This window comes from Acidobacteriota bacterium, from assembly GCA_029861955.1.
GTDB lineage: Bacteria > Acidobacteriota > Polarisedimenticolia > Polarisedimenticolales > Polarisedimenticolaceae > JAOTYK01.
Map to the genome: position 1 here is coordinate 50,263 of JAOTYK010000017.1, position 23,943 is coordinate 74,205.

Below are 23,943 nucleotides of genomic sequence, written 5' to 3' on the forward strand. Positions count from 1 at the left end.
GCCATGTCCGTAGTCGAACAGAAGCCAACGACCGTCATGCAGAATGTCATCCTCGCCGGTGTCGGCGGCCAGGGAATCCTGACCATCGCCAGGGCGATCTCCGGTGGGGCCCTGCGGCGCGGGTTGCGGGTCAAGCAAGCCGAGGTGCATGGGATGGCCCAGCGTGGCGGCGGCGTGCAGTCGCACCTGCGCTACGGCGACGGCGAGATTCACAGCGACTTGATTCCGGTCGGCGAGGCCGACCTACTGATCGCCGTCGAGCCGCTGGAGTCGTTGCGTTACGTGCATTACCTCAAGCCGGGCGGGGTCCTGATCTCCAGCATCAACGCTTTCGTCAACATCGACAACTACCCACCGATCGAGTCGGTACTGGACCGAATCACCGCCCACCCGCGACACGTACTGATCGACTCGGAACGTATCGCCCGGGCCGCCGGCTCGGGGCGGGCGTCCAACACGGTCATCCTCGGTGCCGCCTCGCTGTTCGTCGACAGTGGAGAGGACTTGGAAGACGACGTCGTCGAGATGTTCGAGTCCAAGGGCGACAAGGTCGTTGCGGTCAACCGTCGTGCGTTCCGCTTCGGCAGGCACGCCGCCCAGGCCTACCTCGATGGGCTCGAACGGGGTGGGACATCGGTGGCGGTACGGCACTGGGTCGATTCGCTGGGCCCGGAGCATCTGGCCGAACCGGAGCGACCGGATGCCCCGGTTTTCGACGTGGTGACCGTCGAGGACGACCTCTCGGGTGCGGAGGCCCACGCGGTCGCCCAGACACTGCAGCGACTCGTCGACGAGGATCGCAAGCAGCTCTTCGAGCACGAGGTCTATTCGATCGTGCAGTTGGTCGGCGCGATCTCACCGCCTCGCCACGTGTTCCTGTCCACCGAGGAGATGATCTCGGAGCAGGAACTTGCGCGATTTCCCGGCGACCGGGTCGTCTTGAAGATCGTCTCTCCCGATATCGTCCACAAGACGGAGGCCGAGGGTATCGCCTTCATCCGTAAGGACTACGACACCGTCCGCGGAGAGATCGTCAGAATGATCGAACGCCACAGCAGGACCGCGGAGGTAAGTGGCATCCTGGTCGTCGAATGCGTTGAACGGAATCGACCCGGATTCGGGAACGAACTGTTCGTCGGAATCCGAGCGACCCGCGAGTTTGGACCCGTCATCGCCGCCGGACTGGGCGGCATCGACACCGAGTACCTGGCGGACAAGATGCGCCCCGGTCTGGCCGTCGCCAAGGCACCGGCGATGGATACGACGGCGCTGGAGTTCCTCGAACTGTTCCGTAGCACGGTGGCCTACGAGATCCTCGCCGGTCAGGCGCGGGGCCGGCAGCGGATCGTCTCCGACGGCGAGCTGTTGCGCTGCTTCCGAGCGTTCCTGTTTCTGGCCCAGCGTTTCTGCGTGGACCGCGGTGACGAGGGGCCGAGTCTCGGCGAACTCGAGGTCAACCCCTTCGCCTTCCAGCAGCAGCGACTGGTGCCTCTCGATGGGCGAGGCCGGTTGGCCCTCGCGACACGGGCCCTCCCGACCCGACCGCTGAACCGGATCGAGGCGTTGCTCGAGCCGAAGTCGATCGCCGTCCTCGGCGTCTCCGCCGGATCGGTCAACTTCGGTCGGATCATCTTGAGAAACGTCCTTTCGAGTGGTTTCCCTCGGAAGCAGATCTCCGTGATCAAGGAGCGGGAGACGAAGATCGACGGCGTGCCCTGCGTTGCGAGCATCGCCGACCTGCCGGACACCGTGGATCTGCTGGTGATCGCCGCGGCGGCGCGGGAATTACCGGCCATCATCGACGAGGTGGTGCGGAGTGAGAGAGTCCGCGCGGTGATCATGATCTCCGGCGGCGTCGGGGAGACCGAGGGCAGCGAGGAGATCGCCGTCGATGTACGCGCCGCGATCGCCCGCGGACGACAGCGACCCGACGGCGGTCCGGTCTTCCTCGGACCGAACAGCCTGGGGGCGGTCTCCCGTCCGGGTTTCTACGACACGATGTTTATTCCGGCCAACCGGTTGGACCCACGCCGGTCCGCGCCGGCAAGACGCGTGGCGTTGGTCTCCCAGAGCGGCGCCTTCATTGTCAGCCGCATGAGCAGTCTCGAGACACTCGATCCGGCATTTGCCATCTCGCTCGGTAACCAGATCGACCTGACGGCCGCGGACTTCGTCGCCGCGATCGGTAAGCGCGACGATGTCGACACGATCGGTGTCTACACCGAGGGCTTCAACGATCTCGACGGCCTCGCCTTGTTGCGGACGATCGCGACCGTCACGGAGACAGGCAAGCACGTTGTGCTGTACAAGGCCGGACGCACCGTAGCCGGTAGTGACGCCGCCGCGGGGCACACGGCCGCCGTCGCGGGCGACTACGACATCTGCCAGGCTGCGGCCTCCCAGGCGGGTGCCCTCGTCGCCGACACTTTGAAGGAATTCGAGCAGACCCTCGAGTTGTGCACCGCTCTCCACGCCAAGGATGTTCGTGGCATACGGATCGGGGCAGTGTCCAACGCGGGGTTCGAGATCGTGGCGATGGCAGATGCGATCCAGGGACAGCGCTACCGGGTGGAGATGGCGACGCTCTCGAAGCCGTCCACCGCGAAACTGCTCGACGTGTTGGAACGGAACGGACTCGATCGCCTGGTCAACGGGTGGAATCCCCTGGACATCACTCCGATGGCCAACGAAGACGTCTACGAGGGCGCGGCCCGCGTGTTGCTGGAGAGCGACGATGTCGACGCGCTGATCGTCGGTGTGATCCCGCTGACCGCGGCACTGAAGACCGGGGCTGACGAAATCGCCGATGTCGAATCCCTCGCCGTGCGCCTGCCGAGGATCTTCCGTGAGACCCGCAAGCCGCTGGTCGTGATCGTCGACTCGGGCCCGGCGTACCTCCCTCTGGTCCGCGCGCTTCGGGAGGCGGGCGTTCCCGTCTTCCCATCGGCGGACCAGGCGATCCGATCGTTGGGCCGCTACCTGTGCTATCGGTCGGCGACCGTGAAGGGCGCTCTGGGTCGAGGGCCGGAGCCAACGTAGCGACGAGACCTTCGAGAATCAGTATTTCGAAAGCAGGTAGTGCGCCACCGCCTGATTGATCGAGTGCACATCCAACTTGGCCAGAATGTGCTGAACATGATTGCGTACCGTCGCATGACTGATGAACAAACGCTCGGCAACGATGTGCAGATCTTCACCCTCGACGAGATGTTGTAGGATCTCACGCTCTCTTCCGGTCAGGTTCTTCGGCTTCGCATGCGCACCGGCTGCTGCGACTCTGGTCAGGTAGTCGTTAAAGCGATGCTCGCGGTTGGCCGAGAGGGCGCAATGCACGATCCAGGGGCCGCTGCCATCCGGAGCCCAGACCGGTATCGCCAGGAATCGAACCCACTGTGGTTTGTCGTCACCGCCCTGCACGAGCATTTCGATCGGCTCGATCTCCGCCTGGACCATCACGTCAGAGACCAGCAGACACTGTCGACGACAGAACGGCACGCCGACAACGCTCGAGCCACCCACAATCTGGTGACAGGGATTCCCGATGACATCGATTGCCGACCGACCCAGCAGTCTCTCGGCTCGCGAATTCAGAAAGCTGATCATCCCCGCGGGGTCGCGAATCCACACCGGTGTCCCGAGGAACTTGACCCATGAGGGCACGAAGGAGATCTGCTTTGCGTCGTCGACCATCGGACCACGCCCCGCCAACGCGATCACGCGTGCACGCTACCGATTCTAGACGACTCTGAGAAATGGAGGGCAACGCCAGGAGACCGCGTCTGTCGATTGGCCGTGCTTCCCCGGCACCCTCTGAGGAAGGCGAGACGGTGCGGTCAGAAATTAACCGAATGATCGAGGTCTGCCGCCAGCATGCGAGCCTTGGTGAGCGGAACAAACGGATCGTCACTCAGTTTTGTGACGTAGTTGATTTCTTTCCCGAGAATCTCGATGACCGGAGAGCGACCCTTGCGCAGCGCTTCTTCCGGCATACGCAGCAGGTGTCCGCTCCAGTTGCAGAGATAGGTCCCCGGGTCCGTCAGTTTGGCGAAGGGAATCTGTTCGCCGAGGGTGTCGGTTTCTCTCATTTTAGTGGTCATTGGTTACCCTCCTTTCATATTCTGGTAACACGGTGAGCCTGAGTCTCGCCTTCTTGTCAGTAGTGTAGTGCTGACTCGATTCGGCCGAAATGATGCAGTCGCATCATTTTCATGCCGGACCGATGGACGGCCCGCGGTGTCCTTCGACCGTTCGAATCGTGGTACGTTCTCCGGGATTGTCGGACCTGGGCTCCGGCATAAAACGAGGAAGAGGTCGTGGCAAGAGGTTTTCTGTATGCCGTGACCGTATTCCTCGGAGCCTTCTTGCTGCTTCAGGTGCAGCCGATGCTCGCTCGTCGAATCATCCCCTGGTACGGCGGGACGGCATCCGTGTGGGCCACATGCCTGTTGTTCTTTCAACTGCTGCTGGTCTTCGGTTATGCCTACGCCCACCTCAGTATCCGCTTCTTACGACCCACCTCCCAGGCGGTTCTTCATGCGCTGTTGTGTGGCGTTGCCCTGCTGGTACCGGCGATGCCGGGTGACGGGTGGAAGCCCTCGCCCGGGCAGTCCCCCTCCGCACACATCCTGACGACGCTGCTATTCACCGTGGGACCCCGATTCTTTGTGCTGGCTGCGACCGCGCCGCTCTTACAAGCCTGGTTTGCACGGCAGCTGCCGGGTCGCTCACCCTATCCACTGTATGCACTCTCGAATGCCGGATCGATGTTGGCCTTGCTCGCGTACCCCTTTTTCTTCGAGGCCCGCTTTACGTTGACGGAACAATCCGGCATCTGGTCAGCCGGTTTCGTGGGTCTCGTACTATTGGCGGTCGTCTTGGGTTGGCAGGCACGGTCGACCCGCGGAAAACGCCAGAAGTCTCCCGATGCCGACGGCCGTTCCATGCCGACACTCGGCACGTTCGGGTTGTGGGTCGCCTGGTCGGCAAGCGGTGTGATTCTGTTCATGGCAGTGACCAACGAGATGACCCTCAACATGGCCGCCACACCTGTCATCTGGGTGCTTCCGTTTGCGACCTACCTGCTGAGTTTCATCATTTCGTTTTCCGGGCCGCGGTTCTATCCACGACGGGTTCTGATCGGGCTGTTGCCGGTTGCGTTGGTTGCCGTCTACCTGATGATGCGAGGGGCGATCGCGACCGGCGCAGACACCCGATATGCCTTTGGCTGGGTCGAGCAGATCGTCGTTTACATCGTGGGGTTGTGGGTGCTGTGCCTCATCTGTCACGGCGAGTTGTTTCGGTTGCGTCCGCAGGCCGGCCGACTGACGGAATACTACCTATCGATCGCGGTCGGAGGGGCTGCCGGCGGGGCGGCGGTGGCTCTGGCCGCACCTCGCTGGCTACTCCTATCGCAGGAATTTCACGTCGGGATCATTCTTCTCGTGCTGCTCCTCTTGGTTACGTCCCATCGAGAATCGAAGCCGGCCGACAGTAGCCGTCGCCGACGAATACTGCGTTTCGCAATGTACGGTCTGGCGGTCTGCACGCTGATCCCACCCATCCAGCAGGCGCGGGAATTATTGCGAAGTTCGGTCATCGTCGAACGCAACTACTACGGATCCATTCGAGTCGTCCAGCTGGCTCCCGATGAAGTTAAGGACGAACATCGACGTCTCTATCACGGCAAGACACTCCACGGATCACAGTTTCTGGGTGAGGATCGTCGCCGACGGCCGACCGCCTACTACTCCGAGTTGGCCGCAGGCGGGGCGCTGATGCGATTGACCGCGGATAGGGCTTCTCGGAATGTCGGTGTCGTTGGGCTTGGGGTCGGAACCCTTGCGACCTACGGCCGTCCCGGAGACCGGTTCTCGTTTTATGAGATCGACCCGGCAATCGTGTCGATTGCTCAGAAGCAGTTCTCCTATCTGGAAGAGAGCGCTGCCGACCATGAAATCTTTGTGGGAGATGCTCGACTGACACTCGAGCGCCAGTCACCCAACCGGTTCGACGTGCTGATCCTCGATGCCTTCAGCGGTGATGCGATACCGATTCATCTGTTGACCCGGGAAGCGTTCGCGTTGTTCGACCGACACCTGGCTGCCGATGGCATCATTGCCGTCCACATTTCAAACCGCAGTGTCGATCTCACGCCGGTGCTCTACAACATCGCCGACAATCTCGATCTGAACGCCCTCAACATTCGGACCCTCTACGACGATCCAGAGCAGCTTATCTCGCAGTCGGACTGGATGGTCCTGTCGACCAATGTGGCTCGCCTCGATCAGTTGCTGGAGTATTTTAAACCCCATCACGAGGCTGGACGGGTGCGGCTGTTTCTTGGGGATCCCGAACGTTACCGCAAGATTCCGCTCTGGACCGATGACTACAGCAATATCTTCCGGGTCATGCGTTAACCCGACCGCTAGCCCTCGCTTCGCGGCAGGCGGGCAACCCGCTCTCGTGCGCAGAACGGCAAGGCCACAACGAGCTCGTCGTCGACATCCCGGCGCCAACCCATCACGGCGTCGCGAAGAATCTCGAGGTACGTCGTCAGCTGATCGTCGTCCAGCCCTGGCAAACTCTCGTGAAACAGCACGACCCGATGGCTGTCGATCCAGGACAGGTCGCGCAGGCACTCTTCGAGCGCATCCCAGTTGGCACCGAAGTAGTCGGGCAAGGCGAGTTGCCGGGCCAGGCAGCGAAACAACGCTTCGCGCCCGTCGATTCCCGACGGCACGACCGCAACGTGTGCGAGCCGGACTCCGACGCTTTCGACCTCGTCGGCGTAAACGAACGGATCGATCATGGCTCTTGAACTCCGAGCTCGATGAAGCTCGCATAGTGATCGGGCGTGTACCACCAGTCACCGTCGTCGCCGACGACCAGCCGCTGCGGTCCGGGGCCGTTCAGATCGTCGGTCGGGTGAACATACTCCCGATAATAGCCCCGCGGTTTTTGCGGCAGCAGCCGCTCTCGGTTGCCGAAGACCGAGCCGTCGTTCCGATGCGGGTGCTGGATGCCTGCGCGGATTCGCTCGATCGAGGCGGTCAGATCGACAGAACCGCGGTAGATCACCTCTCCGTAGTTCTTGATCGCGACGTTCTCGACGACCTGCCGGATCCCACCCGCCGACGCAGCCTCTCCTTGCGTCCGGGTGTCGGTTCCAAACTGGAGGTAGCCGAACGCCATCAGCGCCAACAGCACCGCCAACCCAAACAGCTTGATCTTCATGGATTCAGCTCCCCACGCACCATGCCGCGCGGATTGTTCGGGGGAATCTCTGTGCTGTCAAGCCGTGGCCCCCCGGTGGCCGCACTGGAGCAAACCGGTGTCGTACCCCGGGAGATAGGTCACGGAACCCAATATACGCATGTTCACGTATTGTCAGAGCGCGGCGCTGTGAGTAAAAAGTCCAGGAACCTTGGATCTTCTCGTTCGATCGCCGTTGGTCGTACCAGAGTTCTGAGGAGTATTCGAAAGGACTGCCGTGAACAAGTACCCATTTGCCTGTCTGGCGCTTTGTATCCTCCTGAGTCTCGTCCTGAGCGTGGACCGTATGGACGCGCATCCCCGCTACTACGACGAGAACGAGACGCCCGGTTCCAACTGTTCCCAGTGCCACAGCGCCTTCACCGACAATTTTTCACCGGGCGGAGCCATCATTCCCACCAGCAAGCACGAAATGCACCGGAATTCAGGCAACATGAACGCGACCTGCAACTTGTGTCACACGAACGGCGACGGTAGGAACCCTTTCATGGGTTCCTCGCAAGGCGCTTCGGGTATCGGGTATGGATGTAGCGGTTGCCACGGGCGGTTGGCGGATGTCGGAAACGCCGTCGCGGGATCGGCGGAACTCTCGGGTTCCGGGGCGGGCCTACGCCAGCATCACTTCAACGCGGGACAAACCTTATGCGAGACTTGTCACGCCGACGCAAACCCGGCCAACTACACACCCGTCGGCGAGGACGTGAACCCACCCTACTACGGTGTAACGGCGGATTCCGACGCCGCGGAACCCTGCAACCCGACCGCGACGGCGAACCTCAACGAAAACTGGTCGCTGATGGATTTCGAGGGTCTGGACAACGACGGCGATTCGGTCTACGACGCGCTCGATACGGACTGTATGCCAGTCACGGCGTCGCCCGGTGAGACCGCGGGCGATACGCTCCTGCAGGTCCTGGTCACGGCCAGCACCGCGACGACAATCTCCACAAGCTACGGACCGGCCTGCGGGGTAACGGGCAACACCATCGCGTTCGGCCCATTGAGCAACGTTTCGACTTACGGCTACAGCGGCGAGACGTGCGGGTTCGACAACAGCGGCTCGGTCACCTGGGACTACGCCGCAGCCGGCGCACCCACGTCGTTATTCTTCCTGATCGTGGGCAACGACGGTGCGCTCGAGGGATCCTACGGCACTGATAGCGACGGTACAGAGAGGCCGCGCCACACCACCAACGTGTCGTGCCTACTTCCGCAGAATCTCGCAGGCCGCTGCGACTGATTGGATGACGTCGATCCTCTGGGAGGCCGGGTGGCCCGCGCTCGCGGGTCATTGCGGCTTCGGCGTCTAGGCCGGTCGGATAAGGCAGGGGCACGAATCAGGGTTCGCGGCGGCCCCCGGAGGCGGCCTGGATCAACGGCGTCGCTCCGGACGACTCTCCCCTACAGGACATCTCGTCGCTCAGCGAACCGATGACCCGACCTGCCCCTGAGGGGGGGCAGGTAAGACATTTCAACATTCCGGAACGACGAGGGATCAAGGCAGGGCCGCTCCGCGCGCAGTCTGGTTTTGCCGGACCCCATTGAAGTATGCTCCCGGTAACGATGTCCCTGCGGCCGCGAGGCCGCGAAAGGTGAGGTGACGCGATGACCGGATCACGCGAATCCTCGGTCGACGGGCCGACACCTGCGCGGATCTTCGGGATTACGGTCGACCGGCTGACGGTCCGGCTGGCCGTCGGGATCACCCTGTTCGTCGTCGTCCCGCTCGCCGCGGGGCTCTACGTGCTGTCCCAGCGGCAATACGATCGTGGTATCGAGGCGCGGCGAAGTGCGGCGGAATCCGAGAACCGGATCCTCGAGGCGGCGTTGCGGCACCGGATGATGGAGCGCGACACCACGTTGCTGGAGACCATCCTGAGCGAGATCGCCGCGCACCCCGAGGTGCGGAGCATCATGATCGTCGATCATGACGGCGAGGTGCGAATCTCGAGCGAGTCCTCGAGGGTCGGGTCGCAACTGCCCAAGGAATCGCCGACGTGCCTGGTTTGCCACGAGAAGGACCCACTGAAACGGGATCGCTGGATCCTGCTGGACGAGGAGGAGGGTGGGATCCTTCGCGCGGTACAGCCGATCGAGAACCGGCCGGAGTGCCACACCTGTCACGAACCGGACGAGCAGTACAACGGAATGCTGCTGCTGGACATCTCGCTGGATCAGCTGGAGGCCCAGCTCAGTCGGGATCGTACCCGCATCGTCGTCGGCGCCGGCTTGCTTGCCCTGTTGCTGCTCGGCGGCGTGGGTCTTCTGGTCCGCTCGTTGATCCTCCAGCGACTGGCGCGCGTGGGCAGCGCGGCGCGTTCGATCGCCGCCGGCAACTTCTCCGAACGGGTGCCGACGGGCGGGAACGACGTGATCTCGATCCTGGCGAACGACTTCAACAACATGGCCGGCTCCGTCTCCGAGTTGATCGCCGAGGTACATCAGCAGGAAGCCCAGCTGTCGAGCGTGATGAACAGCCTGGATGACGGGCTGGTGGTGCTGGACCGGGAAGGACGGATCGTGGCCTGCAATCAGTCCTTCTCGCGGCGTGTCGGCAAGACGCCGGACGTGCTGCAAACCCAGCTCTGCCACGATGCCGTCGAGGGGGTGCTTCCGTGCTGCCAGGACGGGGACGAGTGCCCGGGGTCCCGCTGCCTGACGACCGGAGAGATGCAGCGAGCCACGTTCCGTACCTCGTCGGCGACCGACGAGACCGAGCGGGTGGAGGAGGTCTACTCGTCGCCCGTGCTCGACAGCCGGCGCGAGGTCGTGCAGGTGGTCGAGGTGTGGCGGGACATCACCGAACGCGTTAAAGAAGAAGAGCACCTCGCGGAGATCGAGCGGCTCGTTTCGCTGGGGACGCTCGCCTCGGGTTTCTCTCACGAGGTCAACACACCGCTGGCCTCGATCCTGATGTCGGCCGAATCCGTCATCGGCCGCATCGACGAGGCCGCCCCCGCCGGTTCTCCCGCCGACCTGCTGCCCTCGATCCGGGAGTCGGCGGAGATCGTTCGCAAGCAGGTACTGCGCTGCCGCAAGACGACGGAACAGTTCCTTCGTTTTTCACGGGGTGTTCCACCGTCGATCGACCCGATCGACCTGGGCAAACACGTGACCGAAACCGTCTCGCTCACCCGGCCGACCGCTCGCGAGAACAACGTCGATCTACGCTTCGAAGCGCCGGACGGGAACCCCAGCGTGCGCGCGAACGCCGAGCTCGTGCAGCACGTCGTGCTGAACCTGCTGATCAATGCGATCCAGTCGTGCGGTGAGGAAGGCGGAACGGTCGAGGTGAGCTTCGCGATGGACCGGAAGAAAACGTGCGTGCTTATCCGCGACACGGGCAGCGGCATCCGTTCCGAGGATTGCCGGCATCTGTTCGAGCCTTTCCGCAGCCGTAAGCCGCGGGGGACCGGCCTGGGTCTGTTTCTGTCCCGGACCTTGATGCGGCGCTTCGGCGGGGACATTCGCCTCGTGGAGACCGAGGTCGGCGTCGGATCCTGTTTCGAGATCGTCTTTCACTGTGTGACGGAGGCCCCGTGATGGCCGAACGTACGGAGTCGCGACGAATCCTGCTGGTGGACGACGACGAGACCTTCCGCCAGGTGCTCGGCTCGGAGCTGTCTCGCCTCGGACACGACGTGAGTGTCGCTCCGACGGGCGGCGATGGCGTGACCGTCGCCTGCCGGGACATCCCCGAGGTGATCCTGCTCGATATGCGGCTCCCCGACATGGACGGCCTGGAGGTGCTGGGGAAGATCCGCGAACGAAACCTACCGTCGGGTGTCATCGTGCTCACCGGGCACGGGACGATCGACACGGCGATCCAGGCGATCCGCCTCGGCGCCCACGATTACCTGGAGAAACCCTGCCAGGTGGCCCAAGTCGAGCTGGCGGTCCAGAAGACCCACGAACACCTGGCGCTGGTGCGGCGCCAGCGGGTTCTCCAGGACGGCTATTCGCCTCCCGACGCTGAGTCGCGGATGGTCGGGACAAGTCCCGCGTTCAACCGCTTGCGCAAGAGGATCTCGCGCATCGCCGTCGTGGACTCCACGACGATGATCCGTGGTGAGACCGGGGTCGGCAAGGAGCTGGTCGCCGCCCGCTTGCACGCCCAGAGTCCTCGCGCCGACGCGCCGTTCGTGGTGGTGGACTGCGCGGTGCTGGACGAGGACCTGCTTCGCAGCGAGCTGTTCGGTCACGAGCGCGGCTCCTTCACCGGCGCGACACGGGCGAAGCACGGTCTGTTCGAGGTCGCCCACGGCGGGACGCTGGTTCTCGACGAAGTCGGCGACACGCCCCCCACGATCCAAGCTAAGCTGCTGCGAGTCCTGGAGACGGGACGCTTCCGTCATCTCGGTGGGAACCGCGAGATCGCGGTCGATGTGCGCGTCGTGTCGGCCACCAACCGCGACCTCGAGGCGGCGATCTCGAAGCGACGTTTCCGCGAGGATCTCTACTTCAGGCTGGCGACGCTCTCGATCACTGTGCCGCCGCTGCGCGAGCGCACGGAAGATATCCCGGTGCTGGTGGAGCACTACACGGAACGCCTCAACCGCCGGTTGTCGCTGTCGGCGCGCTTCAGTGGCGCGGCCGTCGAACTGATGCAGCGTTACCCCTGGCCGGGGAACGTACGCGAGCTTATCCACGGAATGGAACAGGCGATGGTCCTGGCGGAGCGCGAGGAGATCGGCCCCGAGGGTCTTCCCGCGGTGATCCGGCGCGCCGCCGGAGCCTCCCTGGCAACGCCGGACGGGCCGGAACCCGTCGCTCTGCGCGAGGTCCAGCGCCGGCACATCCTCTCCGTGCTCGAAGCCTGTGACGGAAACCGCTCGCAGGCGGCCCAGCGGCTCGAGATCAGCGAGCGCAACCTCCGCCGGTTGCTCAAGAAGTACGAGGAGTCGCCACCGGACGACGCCTGATCGTACCGCGGACCGGCATCTAAAATGCGGCACCGGACAGGATGTCCACGCCGGCCGGACATTGCGTCCGCCCCCGGGGGGCCGCCGCTGTCGCAAGCCAACCAAACGGACCCTTTTTCAGTGGCATCCCTCTTGCAACCCCACGTCCGACATGAAGAACGTCGACCAGGAGGGGTGAGTCATGGAAGGTCTTTTGCTGTTCTTGTTCACGGGTGGGGTTTTCATCGGGATGTACCTGATCCTGGATATCGGGTATCGGAGCATCGAAGCCGAGAGAGCGACGTCGGAAACCACGCAGGCCGCGCGGCAGGTCCTGCAGCAGCCGCGCTTCTTCGCCAAGGCTGAAGAGACGGCTCCTGCCGAACAGGTGCCGCTGGTTCCGGCGCATCTCATCGCCCAACTGGAGCAGCGCCTGCGGCTCGAATACGCGGACGCCTCCCGGTTCGCGAGCCAGCCCTCCAAGGAAGGGATCTGCGACGGCTACGCCGCCTACGTGGACGCCATGGCCGGCGATCTCGGGCGTCATATTCAGCGCGAGAGCGCTGCGACGACGGCCTTCGTCGCGCGGCCATCCCTGGAGCGCCTGTTTTCGAACCCGAAAACCGAAACACCGCTCCAGTAGGCGAGTGATATCGTGAGGAGCGTACTGGGCGACTGCCAACTTTTCGAAAACCTCGACGAAAAACACCTGAGTCGGATCGAGCAACTCGCCGAGCGTCGAGAGCTGACGCCGGGCGAAAAACTGTTCGACCTCGGTGCGGAGGCGGATCACGTCTTCGTGGTCCTCGACGGGACCCTCGAGATCTGCGTCCCGCTGTCGATTCATGGAACGGTTCGCGAGGTCGCCATCGCTTCCGAGAACGCGGGCACGACACTCGGCTGGTCGGCCTTCGTCAAACCCTATCGTTTCCGCCTGTCCGCGCGTGCGGCAACCACCGCCAGCGTTGCTGCGTTCGAGCGCTCTGCGTTGCTCGGCCTCATCGAAGAGGATCCGAAGTTCGGCTGCGTCGTCCTGTGCAGGATCGCCGAGATTATCAGCGAGCGGCTTCTCACCGTGCAGGCCCTGTGGGCCCGGGAGTTACAGCGGACGATCACCGAAGGGGAGCAACTGCCGCCCCAGCATTAGCCGCGCCCAGTTGAGGAGGGGAGATCGGTGAAGACATCGTTACGCTTGACGATCGCGCTGATCGTGATCTTCGGGCTGGCGGTCGCGGGAGTTGCTGTCGCTCGTCTCGCCTGGCCCTCCGTCGAGCAGCCCATCGCCTTCAGCCACCGCCTGCACGTGACCGATCTGGGCAGCGCGTGCACGGACTGCCACCTCTATGCCGAGAGCGGCGTGCGCGCGACGATCCCGAACCTGGAGACCTGCGGCTTCTGCCACGAGGAGGCGCAGACCGAATCTCCAGACGAGGCCCGGCTCGTGGAGCACATCGAGGCCGGCGAGCCGATCCCCTGGCGCAAGGTCTACCGCGTGCCGGACCACGTCTACTTCTCGCACCGCCGGCACACCGCGATCGCGGGAATCGACTGCACCGAGTGCCACGGAGCGATGGAGGAGCAGGAAGAGCCCGTCAGCCGGCCCGCGGTTCGGATCACGATGAACGGTTGCATGGATTGTCACGACGAGAACGGAGTTTCGAATGACTGCCTGCTCTGCCACAAGTGAGCGCGCCAGGACGGACCGACGCGAGTTCCTGAAACTCCTCGGCATCGGCGCCGGTGCGGTCGGCCTGGCCGGCTGCGGTGAGTGGTCCGTCCCGGACCGACTGGTCGAGCTTGCCCTGAGAGGGCCCGGACTGGAGACCTTCCGTTCGAGCATCTGCGGTCTTTGCGAAGGCGCTTGCGGCCTGAGCGTCCGGCTCGTCGACGGCGTGCCCGTGGGTCTGAAGGGCAATCCCCGCCACCCGCTCAACCGCGGCGGTCTGTGCCCGGTCGGCCAGGCCGGCCTGCACGTGCTGTACGCACCGCACCGCCTGACGGCGCCGTTGCGACGTGGCGGCGGCGGGGGGTTCGAGGAAGCGTTGTGGGACGACGTGCTGGCGGAGATCGCCGACCGGCTTGGCGGAAGTTCCCGCGTCGCCATCCTGACCGGCGAACCGGGACGCCTGTTCGACGACCTCGCTTTTGGCTTCCTGCGCTCGCTCGGATCCGACCGCCTGGTTCGTCCTGGGGCCGCAGCATCGCTTCCCTACGCGCTGATGCAGGGACTTGGCGAGTCACCCGCGTTCGACTTGGGCGGTGCCGACATGGTCCTCTCCATCGGACTCGACCTCTACGAGGACGGGCCCGCGCCGCTACACGCCATCTCCGCGCTGATCGGCTCGCGGCCCGACGGCGAGCGCGCCGGGCTGATCCACGTCGGCACGCGCTTGTCGCCGAGCGCTTCGCGCGCCGACGAACGCGTGCTGGTGCGCCCCGGCACTCACGCCGCCCTGGCCCTCGGCCTGGCGCACGTCCTGGTGCGCGAGGGTCGCTACGACCGGCGTTTCGTCCGCGACCGTTGCTTCGGTTTCGAGGACTGGACGGACGACGACGGCCAAAGCCGCATCGGTTTCCGGCGGCTGTTGCTCGAACGCTACTACCCGGATCGCGCGGCGCAGCTGTGCGGCTGCGAACCTTCCCGTATCATCCACCTCGCACGGCGCTTCGCGGCGGCGTCCCGTCCCGTCGCCGTCTGGGGCGGCGAGGCGGCTTCCGGCCGCAACGCCACCTGGACCGGCATGGCGACGCACGCCCTCAACGCGCTGCTGGGCGCGATCGACCGGCCCGGGGGCGTGACGCTCTCGTCGACGATCCCGCTTCGGCCGCTGGTGTCGGAGGCGCCGTCCCCGGCGTTCGCCGCCGGTGCCGGCGGCGCGTTCGGCGACGACCCGATCGCGGAGATCGCCGACGGCGTGCTGGACGGATCGCGGCCGCTGGACGCGCTGTTCGTGATGAGTTGCGACCCGCTCCACGAGAGCCCGGCCGGCGAGCGGCTGCGCCAGGCCCTCGAACGCATCCCGCTCGTCGTGGCCGTCACCCCGTTCCGCGACGAGACGGCGGCGGCGGCGGAGATCGTCCTACCGGGTCCCGTCTTTCTCGAATCCTGGCAGGCCGTGACGACACCGGCCGGCGTCCCGTTCAGCGTGCTCGGCCTCGGCGCGCCGGTCGTCGAGCCGCCGCTGTTCGACACCCGTCACCCTGCAGACGTGTTGATCGAGCTGGCCCGGCGACTGGGCGGCAACGCCGCCGAGGCGCTTCCCTGGGACGGTTACGAGAGCTACCTGAAGCATCGCATCGAGGGGTTGGCCATCTCCGGCGAGGGCGCCGTGATCACCTCCGAGTTCGAGGATTCGTGGGTCCAGTACATGGAGAAGAGAGGCTGGCGTTTCCCCAAGCGCCGCGGTTCCGAAGGCGTCTGGGCCCAGCTCGCCGAACACGCGACGTGGTGGAATCCCGTGCGCGCGGAAGGCGACTGGGACCGCTTGCTGGCCACGCCGTCGGGGCGCTTCGAGTTCCACTCGCAGAACCTGGAGCGGCGCCTGCGCGAGCTCGGCGACGGCGACCTGGCCCGTGGTGTCGAACGGCTCGGCCTCGCCGCCGCCGATGACGAGGCCTGCCTGCCACACTTCGAACCGCCGCAACCCGTCGGAGAAGATGAACTCGTGCTCTCGCCGTTCCGGCCGATCACCGCCCGCGGCCGCCTGGGGATCGCCTCGCCGATGGTGCTCGAGATGTTCGGCTACCCGGTGTTCGAAGGCTGGCGCACGTGGGCCGAGCTGGCCCCCGAGACGGCCCATGACCAGAATCTCGAAGACGGCGACGAGGTCGAGGTCCGCTCCGAGCGCGCAGCGCTGGAGGCGGTGGTCAAGGTGCGGCCGGGAACCGCCCCCGGGGTCGTGCACGTGCCGGTCGGACTCGGTCACCGCGAGCCCGTCGGCGCCGCCGCCGGCATCGGCGGCAACCCGATGGAACTGGTCGGCGACGTCCGCGACCCGCTCTCCGGAAACCTCAGCCCCGGCGCGACCCGCGTGAGCCTACGACTCTTACGCCGCCGTCCGCACGGTGGGCCGCCGCCCGAAGGAGGTCACTGATGGCTCGCTGGGGCATGACGATCGACCTCGACCGTTGCACCGGGTGCGGCGGCTGCATGGCCGCTTGCCACACCGAAAACAACCTCGCCGCGGTCGGTGCGACGGAGACGTTCGAAGAAGACCGCGCGTTCCACTGGCTAAAGCTGCTGCCCGAGGTGTCGGGCGCCGGGGCAGAGGCGGAGGTTCGTTACATTCCGCACATGTGCGTGCAGTGCGACAACCCGCCGTGCGCGCTCGTTTGCCCCGTCCACGCCACGTACCTGAGCGAGGAGGGCATCGTCGCGCAGATCTACAGCCGCTGCATCGGCTGCCGTTACTGCATGGCGGCCTGCCCCTTCAACGCAAAGGTTTTCAACTGGTACGAGCCGGAACGCCCCGGCGAGATCGAGCAAGCGGTCAACCCCGACGTGTCGCTGCGGCCCAAGGGCGTGGTGGAGAAGTGCACCTTCTGCCACCACCGCATCGTCCGCGCGCGCGAGGACGCGGCGTCGGCGGGGCGCGCCCTGGCCGACGGCGACGTCACCACTGCCTGTGCCGAAAGCTGCCCGGCTAGGGCCATCACCTTCGGCGACCTGGACGACCCCGAGAGCAGGGTCCGCAGGCTGTCGCGCAGCCCCCGCGCGTTCCGCCAGCACGCCGACCTCGGCACGTCGCCCAAGGTCTTCTACCTCGGTGAGAAGGAGTGAGCCGATGAGCGCAGGTTACGACGACCAGGACCTGGAGCTTCTGCGCCCCATCGAAGAGGCCGGCTCCGGGTTCCGAGTCATGACGACGTTGATGCTCATGATCATCCTCGGCGGCTGGGTGATCTTCTCCCGCCAGATCCTGGAAGGCCTGGGAGTGACCGGTCTTAACCAGCCGGTCGGCTGGGGCTTCTACATCGTCAACTTCGTGTTCTTCATCGGCATCAGCCACGCGGGGACGCTGATCTCGGCGATCCTGCGGTTGTCCAAGGCCGAGTGGCGGCGTCCGATCACGCGCATGGCCGAGGTGATCACCGTGGTGGTGCTGGCGATCGGTGGCTTCCACCCGGTGCTCGACATGGGCCGCCCGGAGCGGATGCTCAACATCTTCACCGCCGGCCGGCTGCAGTCGCCACTGCTGTGGGACGTCAGCTCGATCAGCGCCTACTTCATGGCCTCGACGGTCTACCTCTACATCCCGATGATCCCCGATATCGCGTTGCTGCGCGACCGCGGGGTGCGGCCGCGCTGGCTCTACAACTTCCTATCCTGGGGCTGGCAGGGCACCCAGCGGCAGAAGGCGGTGCTCGACCGCGCGGTCGGCATCCTGATGATCCTGGTCATCCCGATTGCGGTGTCGGTCCACACCGTCATCTCCTACATCTTCGCGATGACGCTGCAGCCGAGCTGGCACTCGACGATCTTCGGCCCGTACTTCGTGGTCGGCGCGATCTTCTCCGGGATCGCGGCGTTGATGCTGGTGATGATCGCGCTGCGCAAGATCTTCCACCTCGAGCGTTACCTAAAGGAGATCCACTTCGCGCACCTGTCGAAGCTGCTGCTGGTGATGTCGCTGCTGTGGTTCTACTTCACGTTCTCCGAGTACCTGACCGCGTTCTTCGGCCACGAGCCGTCGGAGATGCGCGTGTTCCTGTACAAGTTCACGGGGCCCTACGCGCCGTTCTTCTGGGGCATGGTGGCGTGCAACTTCGTCATCCCGGTGATCTTCCTCAGCTTCCGCCGGTTGCGCACGATCCCCGGCATCGTCATCGCCTCGACCGCGATCGTCATCGGCATGTGGCTGGAGCGCCTAAACATCGTCGTTCCGTCGCTGGCCAACCCGCGGCTGCCGTTCCCGACCGGCTTCTACGTGCCCAGCCTGGTGGAGTGGGCGATGTTCGTCGGCGCGATGGCGACCTTCATCCTCGGCTTCGTGCTGTTCGCCCGTTTCTTCCCGCTGATCTCGGTGTGGGAGATTCGAGAGGGCCGGCACGAGGGCGTGTCCGAGACGGTGGAACGGCTCGAAAGCTACCTGCCGGATCCACCCGAGAACCTCGCCGTGCGCAGCGCCCACGGGGAAGGGGAAGCGACATGAACGCGACACCGACACCGACACCGCGCTGGATCTACGCGTTGCAGATCGCCTCGGTAGGGATGATCTGGGTCTTCGTGCTTTCCATCAGCGTCTGGATCCTCCACCTCCTGCGACTCTCCTACCGACTGAACGACGTGCCGTCGGCTTCGTTCGCCATCTCGATCGTGGCAATCCCCGTCTTCGTGACCGGGGCGAGCGTGCTGACCTACGTCTTCGTCGGCCTTCAGCGCGGGGCCAGCACCGAGGAGGAACCGTGATGGCGGCGACAATTCCGGTCCTGGCCCTGACGATCTTGGCGGCCGGCGCCTCCGTCGGTCCGGCGCTGCCCGACAACCCGCTCGACGGACGCTTCGTCTTCGAGAACAAGCACTGTCACGCCTGCCATGGCATCGCCGGCGGCGAGCACGCCATCGCCCCGCGGCTCGCGGACACGAGCTTCAACGGCAGCTTCCTCGACCTCGGCGCGGCGCTGTGGAACCACGTGCCGGGCATGAGCGTCAGCCTCGAGGCGGCCGAGCTGCCGTGGCCTGAGCTGTCGGAGAAGGAGACGGCGAGTCTCGTCGCGTTCCTCTACTTCATCGACTACCTCGGCCGTCCCGGCGACGCGGCGTCCGGCGAGAAGGTCTTCACCGCCCGCGGTTGCGCGGGCTGTCACAGCGTGGGCGGTGGCACCAGCGTCGGGCCCGACCTCGCCGACCTGACCCGCTTCCCCTCGCCGTTGTTCGTCGCCCGGGCGACCTGGAACCACGGCCCGGCGATGTTCGCGACGATGAGCCAGCGCGGGATATCCCCGGCGAGCTTCGAGGAGGGCGACCTCGCCGACCTGAGCGCGTTCATCCGGCAGAAGGCCCCTCCCGGCCCGAGGGAACGCGTGCTGCTGGCGCCGGGCAACCCCAACCGCGGCCAGGAGCTGTTCGCGGCCAAGGCGTGCGCGCTGTGCCACGGCAAGAACGCCCGCGGCGGGAACGAGGGCCCCGACCTGAGCGCGGTGGATCTGCACCGTTCCGCCGATGGCATCGCGGGGACGATGTGGAACCACGCCTTCGAGATGAACGCGACGATGCGCCAGCGCGGCATCGGCTGGCCGTCGTTCACGACTTCGGAGCTTGCCGACCTCGTGGCGTTCCTTTACTTCCTACCGTTCACCGATCCGGCCGGCGACGCCGGGCGCGGCGCGCAGGTCTACGTTGAACACGGCTGCGCCGGGTGTCACTCCGACACCGGCGCGGAGCACGCCGGCCCGGAACTCGCCGGCACCGGGGTGGTGGATTCTCCGGAGGCGCTGGTGGCAAAGATGTGGAACCACGCTTCCCTGATGAAGCGAGCGATTCTCGCCGAGGCCCGGCCGTGGCCGGAGCTGACCGGGGAGGAGCTACGGGATCTGTTTGCTTATCTGCGGCAGGCGGCGCCCGTGGAGCCGTAGCGCGCGCAGGCCTACTTGCTCGAAGCAGTCAACGTCAACGTCCCAAAGAAACTAGCCAGGAGGCGAACCCATGAATCGATCGGTCCTCAAGTCATCGTTGTTGCTGGTACCCGTGGGGTTGCTGATCTGCGTGCCCCTCCTCGCAGAGGAGCACGCCTACGTCGGAACAAAGAACTGCAGGAAATGCCACATGAAGGAGTGGAAGTCGTGGGCCGAGACCAAGATGGCCAAAACCTTCGAAACGCTGAAACCCGGTGTCTTGGCGGAGGCGAAGTCGGCGGCAGGGCTTGATCCCGACAAGGATTACACCACGGATCCCGAATGCCTACCTTGCCACACCACCGGCTACGGCGAAGAGGGCGGCTTCGTCGACGTCGAGTCCTCCCCCGAACTTCTCGGCGTGGGCTGCGAGATGTGCCACGGACCGGGAGGGACCTACACGAAGGAAGAGCACATGAGCCTGAAGAATAAGGAGTACAAGAAGGCCGACGTTGTGGCGGTCGGTATGGTCGACAAGATCACGGTAGAACAATGCCAGGGCTGTCACAATACAGACAGCCCCTTTGTCGGTGACGACTACGTCTTCGACTTTGACGCCAGGAAAGAGGAAGGGACACACGAGAAATTCCCGCTGAGATACCCACACTGAGTTGACGCTGCGACCGGCCGACTGACCGAGGGCGGGCCCGGCGCTCGAATTCAGTGTGTCCGGTTGGAGATTTCGCCTGGAATTGGGTCTTCGGAGTTCCGGCAGGGTGCGGATAGATTTTCCTGGCCGCTGATCCCTGGTTGCCTAAGTTTGCCCTTAGCATTATTAGGAGCCCGCGTTGAAACTGACAGGCATGCTGGCGATCATGTCGCTGCCGGATCTACTTCAGTGGATCATGTACGCCGAAAAGACGGGCTGCCTGCGGGTCGCTCGGAAAGGCGTGAGCCGTGACATCTACTGTCGCGAAGGGCGCATCATCGCCTGCACTTCCGATGACCCCGCGGTCTTCCTGGGTCAGTTCCTCATCTCTCGCGGACACATCACAGAAGAGACGCTGAGCGAGGGCCTGCGTCGCCAGGAGGTGTCAGGCAAGAGTCTCGGGCTCATCCTGATCGAGATGGGCGTGGCCACCGAAGGTCGCATGAAGGAAATCGTCGAGGAGAAGGCGATGGAGACGATCCACGGGCTCTTCGACTGGGAAGATGCTTCGTTCGAGTTCACGCCCGACGTCACCGCGCCAGAGGGCCGCATCGAGGTCGACCTCAATGTACAGGAGGTCCTGCTCGACGGCATGCGCCGGCTCGACGAGATGACGCGCATGCGCGCCGTCTTCACGTCGCCGGAGATCATTCTCGAACGCACCGAGCAGCTGCCGGAGTCGGACGAACTGGCAAAGCCGATGATGGACAAGCTGTACGACGCGATCGACGGCCGGCGAACTCTGGGCGAGATCGTGCTGCTGGCGCACACCTCGGAATATGCCGCCTACAAACTGCTACACGCTTTACATGAGAGCGACTGCGTGCGCATCGGCCACGGCAAGTCGGTGCCGCCGGTACTGATCGATCAGGAGCCGGCTCTTGCACGCGCCGGCGAGCTACTGGAACAGGGGAAAGCGCTTGAAGCTGTCGAGCTTCTGGGTCAGCTTGCCGAAGCCAACCCCAACGACGCCACGATCAAGCGCATCCTCGGCGACGCCGAGGCCCAGTTCGTTGTCCAGACCTACGAGGAAGGCTTGCAACCGGAAGACGTACCCCGGCTGCGTCGACCCCTGGAAGAGCTCGCAACGGAAGGCCTGAGCCATGCCGAATCTCACCTGCTGGAACGGATAGACGGAATCAAGAACATCAAGTCGATCATGTGGGTCGTCCCCTTGCGCCCCGTCGAGGTGTTGGCCGCATTCAAACAGTTGCTCGAGCGCCAGCTGATCGACCTAAACCCCGCACCGAGCATCGTCGAGACCGTCGCAGCCGACTCCTGAGTCCTTGGAAATCTAGCCAGTACACCCGATCACTCGTCATGGGGAGATGCCCTGGCTGCATTCTTCAACCTCTCACCAGTGAGAAGAGCTACCATCGGCAGCCATTGCGTGTCCGAATGCACCGGGATGCCGTACGAGCTGTCGAGATGACCACGGTACTGATCATGTTCGTCTGGGTGTTTGCCCGGACTCCCCTTCGACTCGGGTGGTGGTTCTCGTGGGGCCTCGCCTGGCTCTGGTGGACGGTCCTGCCCATCCGCAAGTCCGTCGCCATTTCCGGCTTCCGCCAGGTTTTTCCCGAGCTTCCCCCGGGGCCCAACCTGCGCCGGATGGCCGCCGAGCTGGTCATGGGATACCTCGAACTCTTTCGAGAGTCGCGAAAGCCGTGCGTTGACTTGACCCTCGAGAACTGCGAACCGATCCGGCGCCAGGTCGAGAGCGGCGCGGGCGCGATACTCATCGGAGGCCACTTCGGATCCTGGGACCTTCTGGGTCCGATGGTCTGCCGCCAGTTGTCGCTGCCCGCCACCGTGGTCGTCAAGACGCCGGGCGTGAAGGCCGCCGCGGATCTGGTCGAGCAGATTCGGCTGGCCTTCGGGATGGAACTGCTGCCGCCGAGAGGTTCCTTCGACGCGATCCTTGACGCCCTCGGCAACGGGCGCATCGTGACGTTCCTGCTGGATCAGCGTTACAAGCGTGGGATCCCCATCGAGTTCTTCGGCCGCCCGGCGTGGACGACCCCCGCGGTTGCAGTCGCCGTTGAGCGAAGCGGCGCACCGGTCTACGGCCTGTGCTACTGGCGTACAGGCATTGGGCGACACACCGCACGCTTTTCGGGACCGCTTCCGATGATCGGGGACATCGAGCGAGACACGAGGACGATCCAGGAATTCTACGAAACGAGCATCCGGGAGCGACCCCACAGCTGGCTGTGGCTCCACGATCGGTGGAAGAAACCCTAGGCCTGACCCCTCCTGAGAGTCTTGTCGGTCAGCAAAATCCAACTATAGAAAGCCAAATCCGTAAGGCAAGAAAAGACCCTATCCCAAATGCCCCTTCGCGGTAAAATCCCGACAGGCACGGGAGACAAAACAATGAAGCTTCACTCGACGCTATTCTGCGCGTTGGCGCTACTCATGGTCTCGACCGCACTCCACGCAGGCGGCGACATCGACGGCGACGGCATCCCCGACAGCGTCGACAACTGCCCGGTCACCGTGAACCCTCTCCAACTCGACACCGACGCCGACGGCATCGGCGACGTTTGCGACCCCTGCCCCGGTGATCCGACGAACAACTGCAACCCGTGCCCCGACGCGGACGCGGACGGAATCTGCGACGCGAACGATAACTGCCCGACCGTTTACAACCCGGACCAGATCGACACGGATGGCGACTTCCTCGGGGACATCTGCGACCCGTGTCCCGTCGATCCGCTCAACGACATCGACGCGGACGGTTGGTGCGCCGACGTCGACAACTGTCCGACCTTCTACAACCCGGCCCAGGTGGACCAGGACCTGGACGGGCTCGGTGACGCCTGCGATCCCTGCCCGATGGACCCGACCAACAATTGTGGTTGTCCGGATATTGACGCCGACGGAGTTTGCGACTGGGACGACAACTGTCCGACGATCCCGAACCCCGGGCAGGACGACTGCGACGGCGACGGGATGGGCGACGCTTGCGAGGTCTGTCCCTGCGACGCCGACGAAGACATCGATTCCGACCTCGTCTGTGGCGATGTCGACAACTGCCCGTTCGTGGCCAACACGGAACAGTTCGACGCGGATGGCGACGGGGTCGGGGACGCTTGCGACTGTGATCCTTTCGACGCGACGGCGGGGCCGCCTCCGGAGGCCGCGGGACTTCTTGCGGACACGATGGGAGGAGGCGCGACACGGTTCGTCTGGCCGGTCACGCCGTTCGCTGACCGCTACGACCTCCTGCGGGGCAGCGTCGTGAATCCCAACGGGGCCGTCTGCTGGACCCACCAAGATCCCGATCCGACGGACCTCGAATATGTCGAGTCGGTGGTTCCGCTGCCCGGTGAAAGCTGGTTCTACCTGCTTCGCGGGGTGGACGATGGTTGCGGCGGGCCCGGGCCGTGGAATGACGGGTCGATCAGCGTCGACTGTCCCTAGGAACCGAGACCCGAATCAGGTTCTTTTTGGAAGCACTCGATGCGGCAATGCGAGACCTGACCGCTCTACGTTACTACCTCC

At 64.6% G+C, this 23,943-nt stretch carries 20 protein-coding genes and 2 pseudogenes; 18 read left to right on the forward strand and 4 right to left on the reverse strand.

What is annotated here, in order from left to right; all coding sequences use genetic code 11:
• Positions 1-3: 3 nt before the first annotated feature.
• Together OES25_10250 and OES25_10255 are read left to right on the forward strand one after the other, a co-directional pair.
• Positions 4-597: pseudogene (locus OES25_10250) on the forward strand (indolepyruvate oxidoreductase subunit beta).
• 123 nt (positions 598-720) lie between these two features.
• Positions 721-3,039 (forward strand): acetate--CoA ligase family protein, encoded by a 2,319-nt coding sequence (locus OES25_10255; protein ID MDH3628024.1) that lies wholly within the window; start codon positions 721-723, stop codon positions 3,037-3,039.
• 18 nt (positions 3,040-3,057) lie between these two features.
• On the opposite strand, the gene OES25_10260 is transcribed toward OES25_10255, so the two are convergent.
• Together OES25_10260 and OES25_10265 are read right to left on the reverse strand one after the other, a co-directional pair.
• Positions 3,058-3,717: a PAS and helix-turn-helix domain-containing protein gene (locus tag OES25_10260; protein ID MDH3628025.1), complete on the reverse strand. Its 660-nt coding sequence runs from the start codon at positions 3,715-3,717 to the stop codon at positions 3,058-3,060.
• Positions 3,718-3,833: 116 nt separating this feature from the next.
• Positions 3,834-4,097: a hypothetical protein gene (locus OES25_10265; protein ID MDH3628026.1), complete on the reverse strand. Its 264-nt coding sequence runs from the start codon at positions 4,095-4,097 to the stop codon at positions 3,834-3,836.
• 216 nt (positions 4,098-4,313) lie between these two features.
• Here OES25_10265 and OES25_10270 point away from each other — a divergent pair, with 216 nt between their 5' ends.
• Positions 4,314-6,416, forward strand: coding sequence for a fused MFS/spermidine synthase (locus OES25_10270; GenBank protein MDH3628027.1), 2,103 nt, complete (start codon positions 4,314-4,316; stop codon positions 6,414-6,416).
• An 8-nt stretch (positions 6,417-6,424) separates the two neighbouring features.
• Here the strand turns inward: OES25_10270 and OES25_10275 are convergent, their stop codons facing one another.
• The gene (locus OES25_10275; GenBank protein MDH3628028.1) at positions 6,425-6,808 is read right to left on the reverse strand and encodes a barstar family protein; all 384 of its coding nucleotides are present in this window, start codon (positions 6,806-6,808) and stop codon (positions 6,425-6,427) included.
• Entirely contained in the window at positions 6,805-7,233 is a 429-nt protein-coding gene (locus OES25_10280; GenBank protein ID MDH3628029.1) for a ribonuclease, read from the reverse strand. The genes OES25_10275 and OES25_10280 overlap by 4 nt, the downstream gene beginning before the upstream one ends.
• Positions 7,234-7,489: 256 nt before the next feature.
• Between OES25_10280 and OES25_10285 the strand changes: the two genes are divergently transcribed.
• From OES25_10285 to OES25_10355, 15 genes and pseudogenes are all read left to right on the forward strand, one after another.
• Positions 7,490-8,512: a hypothetical protein gene (locus tag OES25_10285; protein MDH3628030.1), complete on the forward strand. Its 1,023-nt coding sequence runs from the start codon at positions 7,490-7,492 to the stop codon at positions 8,510-8,512.
• Positions 8,513-8,877: 365 nt separating this feature from the next.
• Positions 8,878-10,815, forward strand: coding sequence for an ATP-binding protein (locus OES25_10290; protein MDH3628031.1), 1,938 nt, complete (start codon positions 8,878-8,880; stop codon positions 10,813-10,815).
• Positions 10,815-12,194, forward strand: coding sequence for a sigma-54 dependent transcriptional regulator (locus tag OES25_10295; GenBank protein MDH3628032.1), 1,380 nt, complete (start codon positions 10,815-10,817; stop codon positions 12,192-12,194). The genes OES25_10290 and OES25_10295 overlap by 1 nt, the downstream gene beginning before the upstream one ends.
• Positions 12,195-12,375: 181 nt before the next feature.
• The gene (locus OES25_10300; GenBank protein MDH3628033.1) at positions 12,376-12,816 is read left to right on the forward strand and encodes a hypothetical protein; all 441 of its coding nucleotides are present in this window, start codon (positions 12,376-12,378) and stop codon (positions 12,814-12,816) included.
• A 12-nt stretch (positions 12,817-12,828) separates the two neighbouring features.
• Positions 12,829-13,320 carry a cyclic nucleotide-binding domain-containing protein gene (locus OES25_10305; protein ID MDH3628034.1) on the forward strand — a complete coding sequence of 164 codons (492 nt, stop codon included), beginning with the start codon at positions 12,829-12,831 and terminating at the stop codon, positions 13,318-13,320.
• A gap of 27 nt (positions 13,321-13,347) precedes the next feature.
• Entirely contained in the window at positions 13,348-13,860 is a 513-nt protein-coding gene (locus tag OES25_10310) for a cytochrome c family protein (GenBank protein ID MDH3628035.1), read from the forward strand.
• Complete coding sequence (locus OES25_10315) at positions 13,835-16,267, forward strand: molybdopterin-dependent oxidoreductase (GenBank protein ID MDH3628036.1); 2,433 nt, start codon at positions 13,835-13,837, stop codon at positions 16,265-16,267. Before OES25_10310 ends, OES25_10315 begins: the two co-directional genes overlap by 26 nt.
• Positions 16,267-16,953, forward strand: coding sequence for a 4Fe-4S dicluster domain-containing protein (locus tag OES25_10320; protein ID MDH3628037.1), 687 nt, complete (start codon positions 16,267-16,269; stop codon positions 16,951-16,953). The genes OES25_10315 and OES25_10320 overlap by 1 nt, the downstream gene beginning before the upstream one ends.
• Before the next feature lie 4 nt (positions 16,954-16,957).
• Positions 16,958-18,325 carry a polysulfide reductase NrfD gene (gene nrfD / locus OES25_10325; protein ID MDH3628038.1) on the forward strand — a complete coding sequence of 456 codons (1,368 nt, stop codon included), beginning with the start codon at positions 16,958-16,960 and terminating at the stop codon, positions 18,323-18,325.
• Positions 18,322-18,582, forward strand: a complete 261-nt coding sequence (locus tag OES25_10330; protein MDH3628039.1) for a hypothetical protein — start codon at positions 18,322-18,324, stop codon at positions 18,580-18,582. Before nrfD ends, OES25_10330 begins: the two co-directional genes overlap by 4 nt.
• Entirely contained in the window at positions 18,582-19,748 is a 1,167-nt protein-coding gene (locus OES25_10335) for a c-type cytochrome (GenBank protein MDH3628040.1), read from the forward strand. The genes OES25_10330 and OES25_10335 overlap by 1 nt, the downstream gene beginning before the upstream one ends.
• Positions 19,749-19,818: 70 nt before the next feature.
• The gene (locus tag OES25_10340; protein MDH3628041.1) at positions 19,819-20,397 is read left to right on the forward strand and encodes a cytochrome c family protein; all 579 of its coding nucleotides are present in this window, start codon (positions 19,819-19,821) and stop codon (positions 20,395-20,397) included.
• Positions 20,398-20,575: 178 nt separating this feature from the next.
• Positions 20,576-21,718, forward strand: a complete 1,143-nt coding sequence (locus OES25_10345; GenBank protein MDH3628042.1) for a DUF4388 domain-containing protein — start codon at positions 20,576-20,578, stop codon at positions 21,716-21,718.
• A gap of 146 nt (positions 21,719-21,864) precedes the next feature.
• Positions 21,865-22,680 (forward strand): lysophospholipid acyltransferase family protein, encoded by an 816-nt coding sequence (locus OES25_10350; GenBank protein ID MDH3628043.1) that lies wholly within the window; start codon positions 21,865-21,867, stop codon positions 22,678-22,680.
• Positions 22,681-22,884: 204 nt separating this feature from the next.
• Positions 22,885-23,862: pseudogene (locus tag OES25_10355) on the forward strand (thrombospondin type 3 repeat-containing protein).
• Positions 23,863-23,943 lie beyond the last annotated feature (81 nt).

What these genes read in the sequence shown, in the direction of transcription:
- OES25_10265 (MDH3628026.1), bottom strand. Translation starts at nt 4,097, where the DNA reads ATGACCACTAAAATGAGAGAAACCGACACCCTCGGCGAACAGATTCCC.
- OES25_10275 (MDH3628028.1), bottom strand. Translation starts at nt 6,808, where the DNA reads ATGATCGATCCGTTCGTTTACGCCGACGAGGTCGAAAGCGTCGGAGTC.
- OES25_10280 (MDH3628029.1), bottom strand. Translation starts at nt 7,233, where the DNA reads ATGAAGATCAAGCTGTTTGGGTTGGCGGTGCTGTTGGCGCTGATGGCG.
- OES25_10290 (MDH3628031.1), top strand. Translation starts at nt 8,878, where the DNA reads ATGACCGGATCACGCGAATCCTCGGTCGACGGGCCGACACCTGCGCGG.
- OES25_10295 (MDH3628032.1), top strand. Translation starts at nt 10,815, where the DNA reads ATGGCCGAACGTACGGAGTCGCGACGAATCCTGCTGGTGGACGACGAC.
- OES25_10300 (MDH3628033.1), top strand. Translation starts at nt 12,376, where the DNA reads ATGGAAGGTCTTTTGCTGTTCTTGTTCACGGGTGGGGTTTTCATCGGG.
- OES25_10315 (MDH3628036.1), top strand. Translation starts at nt 13,835, where the DNA reads ATGACTGCCTGCTCTGCCACAAGTGAGCGCGCCAGGACGGACCGACGC.
- OES25_10320 (MDH3628037.1), top strand. Translation starts at nt 16,267, where the DNA reads ATGGCTCGCTGGGGCATGACGATCGACCTCGACCGTTGCACCGGGTGC.
- nrfD (MDH3628038.1), top strand. Translation starts at nt 16,958, where the DNA reads ATGAGCGCAGGTTACGACGACCAGGACCTGGAGCTTCTGCGCCCCATC.
- OES25_10330 (MDH3628039.1), top strand. Translation starts at nt 18,322, where the DNA reads ATGAACGCGACACCGACACCGACACCGCGCTGGATCTACGCGTTGCAG.
- OES25_10335 (MDH3628040.1), top strand. Translation starts at nt 18,582, where the DNA reads ATGGCGGCGACAATTCCGGTCCTGGCCCTGACGATCTTGGCGGCCGGC.
- OES25_10340 (MDH3628041.1), top strand. Translation starts at nt 19,819, where the DNA reads ATGAATCGATCGGTCCTCAAGTCATCGTTGTTGCTGGTACCCGTGGGG.
- OES25_10350 (MDH3628043.1), top strand. Translation starts at nt 21,865, where the DNA reads ATGACCACGGTACTGATCATGTTCGTCTGGGTGTTTGCCCGGACTCCC.